Genomic DNA, 405 nt, shown 5'->3' on the forward strand with positions numbered 1-405 from the left:
GAAGGTGGGATAGATGATTGGGGTGAAGTCGTAACAAGGTAGCCGTATCGGAAGGTGCGGCTGGATCACCTCCTTTCTAAGGATATTTTCGGAATACAAACCTTGGGTTTGTAAGATTACGTTTTGCGTTCAGTTTTGAAGGTTTATAACTAACTTTATAAAACTTCCAAGAGGGCCTATAGCTCAGCTGGTTAGAGCGCACGCCTGATAAGCGTGAGGTCGATGGTTCGAGTCCATTTAGGCCCACCATATATAACCTCTTGGGGCCTTAGCTCAGCTGGGAGAGCGCCTGCCTTGCACGCAGGAGGTCAGCGGTTCGATCCCGCTAGGCTCCACCAATTTTTATTTGTTCTTTGAAAACTGGATAAAACGACATTGAAATTGTAACAAACACATTTATTTTTT

General features: G+C 44.9%; 2 tRNA genes and 1 rRNA gene. All 3 read left to right on the top strand.

What is annotated here, in order from left to right:
• Positions 1–76, top strand: a 16S ribosomal RNA gene (locus C9J37_RS27905); the annotation flags it as partial.
• Between the two features lie 96 nt (positions 77–172).
• Positions 173–249, top strand: a tRNA-Ile gene (locus C9J37_RS27910).
• A 13-nt stretch (positions 250–262) separates the two neighbouring features.
• A tRNA-Ala gene (locus C9J37_RS27915) sits at positions 263–338 on the top strand.
• The last annotated feature ends 67 nt before the right edge of the window (positions 339–405 follow it).

This window comes from Lysinibacillus mangiferihumi, assembly GCF_003049665.1.
In the GTDB taxonomy this organism is placed as follows: Bacteria; Bacillota; Bacilli; order Bacillales_A; family Planococcaceae; genus Lysinibacillus; species Lysinibacillus mangiferihumi.